Origin of the sequence: Micromonospora sp. AB353, assembly GCF_049538395.1 — a bacterium.
In the GTDB taxonomy this organism is placed as follows: Bacteria; Actinomycetota; Actinomycetes; order Mycobacteriales; family Micromonosporaceae; genus Micromonospora; species Micromonospora aurantiaca.
Genome location: NZ_JBMVFV010000130.1, coordinates 1 through 10,303, shown reverse-complemented (window position 1 = coordinate 10,303; position 10,303 = coordinate 1). Strand labels below are relative to the sequence as shown.

Here is a 10,303-nt window from a genome sequence, read left to right as displayed (position 1 = left end):
AAACGTCTCATACAGCTCCCGGCCCATACCCGCACGCTGCGAACCCTGACCCGTGAACAACACCGCCCGACGACCCGCCGACACCACACCCGACACCACCGACCCGCCCTCGGCAACAGCCGACAGCCCGGCAACCAGCTCGTCCACGTCCGAGCCCCACACCACCGCCCGATACTCCAACGCCGCCCGCGACCTCACCAACGACCACGACACATCAGCCACCGCAAGGCCGGACCGTTCCCGCACGAACGACGCCAACCTCGACGCCTGACCCACCAGAGCCCGCTCCGAACGCCCTGACACCACCCACGGCACCGGCAAAGCCACGGAAGCGCCCCCGGCAGACGCCGCGGCGTGCTCCGGCTCGGCCGCGACCTCGGGGACGGGCTCGGGCTCCGGCTGCTCCACAATCACGTGCGCGTTCGTCCCCGAGATCCCGAACGACGACACGGCAGCCCTGCGTGCACGGCCCGCACCCGGCCACTCGCGCGCCTCGGTCACCAACTCCACCGCACCCGACGACCAGTCCACATGCGAGGACGGCATATCCACGTGCAACGACGCCGGCACCACCCCGTACCGCATCGCCAAGACCATCTTGATGACGCCCGCCACCCCCGCAGCGGCCTGCGTGTGACCGATGTTCGACTTCACCGACCCCAACAACAGGGCGTCCCGGTCGTCGCGGTCCTGCCCGTACGTGGCGAGCAGCGCCTGGGCCTCGATGGGGTCGCCCAACGTCGTGCCCGTGCCGTGCGCCTCCACGACGTCGACGTCGGCGACGCCCAGCCGGGCGTTCTTGAGGGCCTGGCGGATCACCCGCTGCTGCGAGGGGCCGTTCGGCGCCGTCAACCCGTTCGACGCGCCGTCCTGGTTGACGGCCGTGCCCCGCACGACCGCGAGGATCCGGCGCCCGTCACGCCGCGCGTCCGACAGCCGCTGCACCAGCAGCACGCCGACGCCCTCGGACCAGCCCGTGCCGTCCGCCGCGTCGGAGAACGACTTGCACCGGCCGTCGGGGGCCATGCCCCGCTGGCGGGAGAAGTCGATGAACGTCTCGGGCGTCGCCATCACCGTGACGCCGCCGGCCAGCGCCAGGTCACACTCCCCCGACCGCAGCGCCTGCACCGCCAGGTGCAACGCCACAAGCGACGAGGAACACGCCGTGTCCACAGTCACCGCCGGCCCCTCGAACCCGAACGAGTACGCCACCCGGCCCGACAACACGCTGCTGGCGGTGCCGACGCCGAGGTAGCCGTCGAGGGTCTCCGGGACGTCGGCCAGCCCTGCGGCGTGGTTGTGGTACATCATGCCGGCGAACACGCCGACGGGGCGGCCACGCAGCGCAAGCGGGTCGATCCGGGCGTCCTCGATGGCCTCCCACGAGGTCTCCAGCAGCAGCCGCTGCTGCGGGTCCATGGCGAGGGCCTCGTGCGGCGAGATCTTGAACAGGTCGGCGTCGAAGTCGGCGGCGTCGGCCAGGAAGCCGCCCTCGCGGGCGTAGCTGCTGCCCCGGCGCGCGCCGGACGGGTCGTACAGGTCGTCGACGTCCCAGCCGCGGTCGGCGGGGAAGCCGGTGATGCCGTCGCCACCGGAGACGAGGAGATCCCACAGTTGCTCGGGGCTGCGTACGCCGCCGGGGTAGCGGCAGCTCATGCCGACGATCGCGATCGGCTCGTCGAGCGCCGCGACGGCGGCGGCCGGAGCCGCCCGGGTGCCGGCGTCCGTTCCGGTCTCGGCGTCCAGGTGGTCGGCGAGGGCGAGCGGGGTCGGGTGGTCGAAGACCAGCGTCGCGGGCAGGCGCAGGCCGGTGACCGCGCCCAGCCGGTTGCGCAGTTCGACGGCGGTGAGCGAGTCGAAACCGAGCTCGGTGAACGGACGCCCGGCCTCGACGGCGGCGGCGTCGGCGTACCCCAGGACCGTTGCGACCTGGTCGAGGACGAGCCGCAGCAGGGCCGCGGCGCGCTCCTCGCGGTCGAGGCCGGCGAGCCGCCCGGTCAGCGCGGCGGTCTCCGCCGGGCCGGACCGCGCGGCGCGGCGCCGGGGCGCCCGGACCAGGCCGCGCAGGACCGACAGCAGGGTGCCCGCCTCGGCCTGAGCGCGCAGCGCCGGCCCGTCCAGCGCCATCGGCACCGTCGCGGGCAGGCCGGTGAGCAGGGCGGCGTCGAGGAGCGCGAGGCCGTCCGCCTCGGCAAGCGGCCGTACGCCGGCCCGGGCCAGCCGGTCGGTGTCGGCGCGGTCGAGGCCGGCGGTCATGCCGCCGCCCGACTCCGCCCACGGGCCCCAGGCCAGCGAGTGCGCCGGCAGGCCCGCGGCCCGTCGCCGGTGGGCGAGCGCGTCCAGGAAGGCGTTGGCCGCCGCGTAGTTGGCCTGGCCGGGGCTGCCCGTCACGCCCGCCGCCGAGGAGTACGTGACGAAGAGTGCGAGGCGGCTGGCGGCGGTCAGCTCGTGCAGGTTCGCGGCGGCGTCCACCTTCGGCCGCAGCACGTCGCCGAGGGTCTCGGGGGTGAGCGAGGTCAGGGTGCGGTCGGCCAGCACGCCGGCGGTGTGCACCACGCCGGTCAGCGGGTGCGCCGGGTCGATCCGGTCCAGCAGCGCGGCGAGGGCGGCCCGGTCGGCGGCGTCGCACGCCTCGACCGTCGCGGTGGCCCCCAGGTCGGCGAGGGCGGCGACCAGGTCGGCTGCGCCGTCGGCGTCGGCGCCGCGCCGGCTGGTCAGCAGCAGGTGCCGGGCCCCGTACCGGGTGACCAGGTGGCGGGCGGTCAGCGCGCCGAGGGCACCGGTACCGCCGGTGACCAGCACCGTGCCCTCCGGGTCCAGCGCCGGCGCCGGCGCGTCGGGTTCCGGGGCGGCGACGAGCCGGGGCACGCGGAGCGCCCCGTCGCGTACCGCCGCCTGCGGCTCGTCGGCCGACAGCAGGCCGGCGAGGACGGCCGCGCAGTTCTCCTCGTCGTCGACGTCGACGACGAGGAAGCGGCCGGGGTGCTCGGCCTGGGCGGAGCGGAGCAGGCCCCACACGGCGGCGCCGGCCAGGTCGGTGACCTCCGCGTCGTCATCCACGGCGACGGCGCCGCCGGTGAGGACCACCAGCCGGGAGTCGCCGGTGTGCGGCTCGGCGGCGAGCCAGCCCTGGAGCACGGCGAGGACCTCGGCGAGCAGGTCGTGGACGGCGCCGGGGCCGGTCGCGCCGGCCACCGGGTACAGCACGGCGTCGGGTACCCCGGCGTCGCGGAGCGCGTCGAGGTCGGCGTACCGGGCGGCGGGCGGGCCGGACGGCAGCGGGGCGGGACGTTCGCCGAGCACCGCCCAGGTCGTGCCGTCGGCGGCGCCCCCGGCGACGGGGTGCCGGAGCCAGTCAAGGCGGAACAGCGAGCGCCGCCACGCGGACCCGCCGGCGGTGAGCTCCCCCGCCGGCAGGGGCCGCAGCACCAGGGAGCCGACCCGGGCGACCGGCGCCCCGGTGGCGTCGGCGACCAGCATGGACACCGTGTCCGGACCGGTGGGGGTCAACCGTACCCGCAGCGTGTCGGCGCCGTGGGCGGACAGCGTCACGTCGGACCAGGCGAACGGCATCCGGGCCTCGCCGGGGTCGACGATGCCCAGCCCGACCGCCTGCACGGCGGCATCGAGCAACGCCGGGTGCAGCCCGTACCCACCGGCGTCGCCGGCCGCCGGATCGGGCAGCGCCACCTCGGCGTACACATCCGCGCCGACGCGCCAGGCGGCACGCAGCCCGGAGAAGGCCGGGCCGTACGCGAACCCGGCCCGTGCCGCCCGCCCGGCCAGCTCCGACACGTCCAGGGAGGTGGCGTCGCCCGGCGGCCACTGCGCCAGCTCGCCCGTGTCCTCATCCGGCTCCTCGGTGAGCAGGCCGGTGGCGTGCCGTACCCAGATGTCGTCGGTGCCGGCGCGACGGGCGTGGACGGTGAGCTGCCACGCTCCGCCGCCGGTGCGTTCGGCGGCGACCTGCACGTCGACGCCGCCGGTCTCGGGCAGCACCAGCGGCGCCTGGAGGGTCAGCTCGGCGAGCCGTTCGGCGCCGACCTCCGCGCCGGCCCGCATCGCCAGCTCCACGAACCCGGTGCCGGGCAGGAGCACGACGTCGCGCAGGGCGTGCTCGGCCAGCCAGGGCTGGGTCTCCACGGACAACCTGCCGGTGAGCGTCACCTCGTCGCCGTCGGCCGAGCGGAACACCGCGCCGAGCAGCGGGTGGCCGGTCGGGGTCAGCCCGGCGGCGGTCACGTCGGCGGGCTGCGGCAGGGGCAGCAACCAGTAGCGTTCGCGCTGGAACGCGTACGTGGGCAGGTCGACCGGCACGGGCGGGCCGGCGAACAGGGCCGCCCAGTTCACCGGCACGCCCCTGGCCCACACGGTGGCCGCGGCGGCCAGGGCGGTCGTCGCCTCGTCGTGCTCGGCGCGCAGCACGGGGGCGCAGACCGCCTGGTCCGCGCCGACGATCTCCTGGGTGAGCGCGCAGAGCACTCCGCCCGGGCCCACCTCGACGTACGCGCCGACACCCAGCTCACGCAGCGTGGTCACGGCGGCGTCGAAGCGGACCGTGTCGCGGACGTTGCGCAGCCAGTACGCCGGGGAGCACACCTCGTCGGGGTCGAGCACCGCTCCGGTCACGGTGGAGACCACGGGGATGCGGGGCGCGGCGAAGGTCAGTTGCCCGAGCACGTCGCCGAACGCGTCGAGCATCGGGTCCATGCGGGCGGAGTGGAACGCGTGGCTGACCCGCAGCCGCCTGGTGCTGCGGCCGAGGGCTGCGAAGTGTGCGGCGACCGCCAGCACCGCGTCCTCGTCGCCGGAGACGACGACGGACTCCGGGCCGTTGACGGCGGCCAGCCCGGCGCCGGGCGTCCCGCCGACGGTGGCCAGGTGCGCGCGGACCTCCGCCTCGGTGGCGCGGATCGACACCATGGCGCCACCGGTGGGCAGCGCCTGCATCAGGGTGCCCCGGGCGGCCACCAGGCGGGCGGCGTCGGGCAGCGACAGCACGCCGGCGATGTGCGCGGCGGCCACCTCGCCGACCGAGTGCCCGGCCACGAAGTCCGGCACGAGACCCCAGGACTCGACGAGCCGGTAGGCGGCGACCTCGACGGCGAAGAGCGCCGCCTGGGCGTACCCGGTGCGGTCGAGCACGTCGGCGGGGCCGTCGAGCACGCCGCGCAGCGGCCGGTCGAGGTGCCTGTCCAGCTCCGCGCAGGCGGCGTCGAAGGCGTCGGCGAAGGCCGGGAAGGCGGCGTACAACCGCTGGCCCATGCCGACGCGCTGGGCGCCCTGGCCGGTGCAGAGCACGGCGACGCGGGTGGGACTGGCGACCCCGCGCCGTACGGACGCGGCCGGAACCCCGTCGGCCAGCGCGCCGAGCCCGGCGAGCAGTTCGTCCCGGTCGGCGCCGAGCAGCACCGCCCGGTGTTCCAGGACGGACCGGCCGGTGGCCAGGGCCCGGCCCACGGCGGCCGGCGCGGCGTCGGGGTGCTCGGCGAGCCAGGAGCGCAGCCGGTCGGCCTGGGCGCCGAGCGCTGCGGCGCTGCGCGCGGAGACGACCCACGGCAGCGGGTCGGGTCCGGTGACGGCGTCGGTGGCCGGCTGCGGCGCGGGCGGGGCGGCCTCGACGATGACGTGGGCGTTGGTGCCGCTGACACCGAACGAGGAGACGCCCGCGCGCGTGGGCCTCGTCGCGCGCGGCCACGGGCGCGGCTCGCGGAGCAGGCTCACCGCGCCGGCCGACCAGTCGACGTGCGGGGACGGCTCGTCGACGTGCAGGGTGCGCGGCAGGACGCCGTGACGCATCGCCATGACCATCTTGATGACGCCGGCGACGCCGGCCGCGGCCTGGGTGTGCCCGAGGTTCGACTTGATCGACCCGAGCCACAGGGGCTGGTCGTCGGCCCGGTCCCGGCCGTACGTGGCGAGCAGGGCCTGCGCCTCGATGGGGTCGCCGAGGCGGGTGCCGGTGCCGTGGGCCTCGACGGCGTCCACGTCGGCCGGGGCGAGCCGGGCGTTGGCGAGGGCCTGGCGGATCACGCGTTGCTGCGACGGGCCGTGCGGCGCGGTGAGGCCGTTGGAGGCGCCGTCGGAGTTGACCGCGCTGCCGCGCACCACGGCGAGCACCCGGTGGCCGTTGCGCTGCGCGTCGGAGAGCCGCTCCAGCAGCAGCAACCCGGCGCCCTCGCTCCAGCCGGTGCCGTCGGCGGCGGCCGCGAAGGACTTGCACCGCCCGTCCGGGGACAGGCCGCGCTGGCGGCTGAAGCCGACGAACGTGTCGGGGCTGGACATGACGGTGACGCCGCCGGCCAGCGCGAGGGTGCACTCGCCGGAACGCAGGGCCTGCACGGCGAGGTGCAGCGCCACCAGTGAGGACGAGCAGGCGGTGTCGACGGTGACGGCCGGGCCCTCGAAGCCGAACGTGTACGCGATCCGGCCGGAGACGACGCTGCCGTGGTTGCCCGTGCCGACGAACGCCTCGACCTCCTGCGGCACGCCGTTGAGCCGGGAGACGTAGTCGTGGTACATGACGCCGGTGAAGACGCCGGTGCGGCTGCCCTTGAGCGAGTCCGCGGCGATGCCGGCCCGCTCGACCGTCTCCCAGGCGACCTCCAGCAGGAGGCGCTGCTGCGGGTCCATGGCCAGCGCCTCGCGGGGCGAGATGCCGAAGAAGCCGCCGTCGAACTCGCCGGCGTCGTGCAGGAAGCCGCCCTCGCGGGTGTACGACTTGCCGTGCGCGTCCGGGTCGGGGTCGTAGAGGCTCTCCACGTCCCAGCCCCGGTCCGCCGGGAAGGGTGTGACGGCGTCGACGCCGGACTCGACCAGCCGCCACAGCGCCTCCGGAGTCCGCACCCCGCCCGGGTAGCGGCAGCCCATCCCCACGATCGCGATCGGCTCGTGATTCTGCTCGTCGACGGCCCGCAGGCGCTCGCTGGTCTCGTGCAGGTCAGCGGTGACGCGCTTGAGGTACTCGCGGAGCTTGGCTTCGTTCGCCATCGGGTTGATCACCTGTCGCTAAGGGGCAAGCGCGGACTCGTGGTCAGGATCGGCCGAACTTCTGGTCGATGAAGTCGAACAGCTCGTCGTCCGAGGCGTCGTCGAGGGCCTGGCCGACGTCGTCGGGCCGGTCGGTGGTGTCGCTCCACCGGGTGACCAGCGCCCGGAGGCGGACGGCCACGGCGGTACGCGTCTCGTCGTCGGCAGCCAGCCGCTCCAGTTCCTCCGGCGCGGTCGCGGCGAACGCGGCCTCCAGCCGGTCCAGCTCGGCGAGCAGGCCCGGTTCGGGCTTCGGCGGGGCGGCGTCGACCAGCAGGAAGTCGGCGAGGGCGGCGGGCGTGGGGCAGTCGAAGATGAGGCTCGCCGGCAGCCGGATGCCGGTGAGGGCGGTCAGCCGGTTGCGCAGCTCCACGGCTGTCAGCGAGTCGAAGCCGAGGCCGGTGAACGTCTGCCCGGACGGCACGACGGTGGCCGGCGGGTAGCCGAGCACCTCGATGACCTGCGCCTTGACCAGGTCCTCCACCAGCCGGCCGCGTTCGGCCTCGGGCGTGCCGGCGAGGCGCTGCGCGAAGGACGGGCCGCCGTCGCCGCCGCCCTCGACGACGCGCCGCCGGGCCCGGACCAGGCCGCGCAGCGGCGCCGGGAGCTGGCCGGCGTCGGCCTGGCGGCGTAGCGCGGCGAGGTCGAGCAACGCCGGCACCAGGTGGGGGCGTCCACCGTGCAGGCCGTTGTCGAAGAGGCGCAGCGCCTGGCCGGTGCCGAGCGGGCTGAGGCCGTTGCGGCTCATCCGCTGCCGCCCGGCGGCGTCGAGTGCGCCAGTCATCCCGCTGTCCGCGGCCCAGAGGCCCCAGGACAGGGACGTGGCGGCGAGGCCGCAGGCATGCCGGTGCCCGGCGAGGCCGTCGAGGAACGCGTTCGCGGCGGCGTAGTTGCCCTGCCCGGGACCGCCGAGGACACCGGCGACCGACGAGAAGAGGACGAACATCGCCAGCGGCCGCGATCGGGTCAGCTCGTGCAGGTGCCAGGCGGCGTCGGCCTTGGCGGAGAGCACGGCTGACAGCCGGCCGGGGGTCAGCGCCGAGATCACCGTGTCGTCGAGGACGCCGGCGGCGTGCACCACGCCGGTGAGCGGGTGCTCGGCGGGAACGTCGGCCAGCACCGCGGCCAGGCGGTCCCGGTCCGCCACGTCGGCGGCGACCAGGCGGGCCTGCGCACCCAGCGCGGTCAGCTCGGCGAGCAGCTCCGCCGCGCCGGGGGCGTCGGTTCCGCGGCGGCTGACCAGCAGCAGGTGGCGCACCTTGTGCGTACTGACCAGGTGCCGGGCCAGCAGACCGCCGAGGGCGCCGGTGGCTCCGGTGACCAGGACCGTCCCGTCGGGTTCGAGGGCGGCGGCCGGCGCCGGGTCGAGGACGGCTGGCGCGAGCCGGGGCGTCAGCACCTGCTCGTCCCGGACCGCCAGTTGGGGTTCGCCGGTGGCGACCGCACGGGCCACCAGGTCCACAGTGCAGGACTCCGGCTGCCGCGCCTCGTCGAGGTCCACGAGCACGAAGCGGTCGGGGTGCTCCGCCTGGGCCGAGCGCAGCAGGCCCCAGACGGCCGCGCCGGGCAGGTCGCCCGTACGACAGGTGCCGCCGGCGGCGACGGCCCCGCGGGTCAGGACGACCAGCCGCCGCTCCGCCAGCCGATCGTCGGCGAGCCAGCCCTGGACGGCGGCCAGCACCGCCGTGAGCCGGGTCCGCGTCGCGGCGGGAACCGGGGCGTCCTCGTCGTCGGTGTACGCGGCGAGCAGCACCAGTTCCGGGTCGATCCGGCCGGAGTCGACCGCCTCCGCCAGCTCGGCGAGCCTGTACCTGGCGATCTCGGACAGGTCGGACGGCGCGTCGCCGAGGAGCACCACCCGGACGGTCGCCGGGGTACCCGGCCGCACGCTCTGCCAGTTGAGGGCGTACAGCGGGTCGGCTGCGGAGTCACCGCCGCGCACCTGGCCGGCGGTGACGGGGCGGGAGACCAGGGAGTCGATCCGGGCGACGGGGGCGCCGGCCGGGTCGGTCAGGGTCAGGGCCACGCCGCCGCCGCTGCGCCGGGCGCGTACCCGCAGCGCGGTCGCGCCGACCGCCGAGAGCGTGACGCCGGTCCAGGCGAAGGGCAGGCGTACGCCGGAGGCATCCTCCGCGTCGGAGTCGAGCAGGCCGACGACGTGCAGCGCAGCGTCCAGCAGGGCGGGATGCAGGCCGAAGCCGGCGACCTCGGTGCCGTCGGGCACCGCCACCTCGGCGCACACCTCGTCGCCGGTGCGCCAGACGGCGCGCAGGCCACGGAAGAGGGGGCCGTATTCGACGCCCAGACGGGACAGCTCGGTGTAGATCCCGTCGACCGCGACGGCGGTGGCGGCGCTGGGCGGCCACGGCGCCGGATCGGACCGGTCGGGCTGCGGTACGGCGGGGGCGAGGACGCCCGCCGCGTGGCGGTCCCACTCGCCGTCCGGGTCGGCGGCGGCGCGGGAGTGGATGGTGACCGTCCGGCGACCGTCCTCGTCCACCGCGCCCAGCTTCACCTGCACCGCCCGGGTGCCGTCCTCGGCGAGCGCCAGCGGGGCCTGGAGGGTCAGTTCGTCGAGGGTGTCGCAGCCGACCTGCGCGCCCGCGTGCAGGACCATCTCGACCAGGGCGGCGCCGGGCACCACCACCGAGTCCCAGACGACGTGGTCGGCGAGCCACGGGTGTGTCAGTACGGAGAGTTCGGTGCCGAAGACCCGTACGTCGTCGTCGGCGACGCGTACGGCGGCGCCGAGCAGCGCGTGGTCGACGGGGCGGACACCGAGCCCGGGCACCGTCTCGACCCCCGCGCTGGCGTTGAGCCAGTAGCGCTGCTGGTCGAAGGCGTACGTGGGCAGGGCGATGACGCGGGGGCGCGCCTCGGCTGCCCGCTCGGGGCCGGACCCGTCGAGGGCGGCGAGGTATCCGGTCCAGTCGACGTGGTCGCCGGTGACGTACCGCTCGGCGAGGGCGGTGCGCAGCGTGTCGGCCTCGGAGTGCCCGGCGCGCATCGTGGCGGTGAACCGGACTTCGCCGGCCGTCTCGACGCAGTCCTGCGCCATGGCGGTGAGTACGGCGTCGGGGCCGACCTCCAGGAACTGGGTGACGTCCTGCTGGTGGAGGGTGCGCACCGCGTCGGCGAAGCGCACGGGCTGGCGCACGTGCCGCACCCAGTAGCCGGGCTCGGTGATCTCCGCGGCGTCCGCGACCGCGCCGGTCACGTTCGACACGATCGGGATCCGCGGCGGCTGCCAGTCCAGCCCCGCCACCACCGACGC

The 10,303-nt window shown here is 76.0% G+C and carries 2 protein-coding genes; both read right to left on the bottom strand.

What is annotated here, in order from left to right; all coding sequences use genetic code 11:
• The coding region (locus tag ACPCK6_RS28475) for an SDR family NAD(P)-dependent oxidoreductase (protein ID WP_423482739.1) at positions 1–6,990 on the bottom strand (6,990 nt) is incomplete at its 3' end.
• A 43-nt stretch (positions 6,991–7,033) separates the two neighbouring features.
• The coding region (locus tag ACPCK6_RS28470; protein WP_423482738.1) for a type I polyketide synthase at positions 7,034–10,303 on the bottom strand (3,270 nt) is incomplete at its 5' end.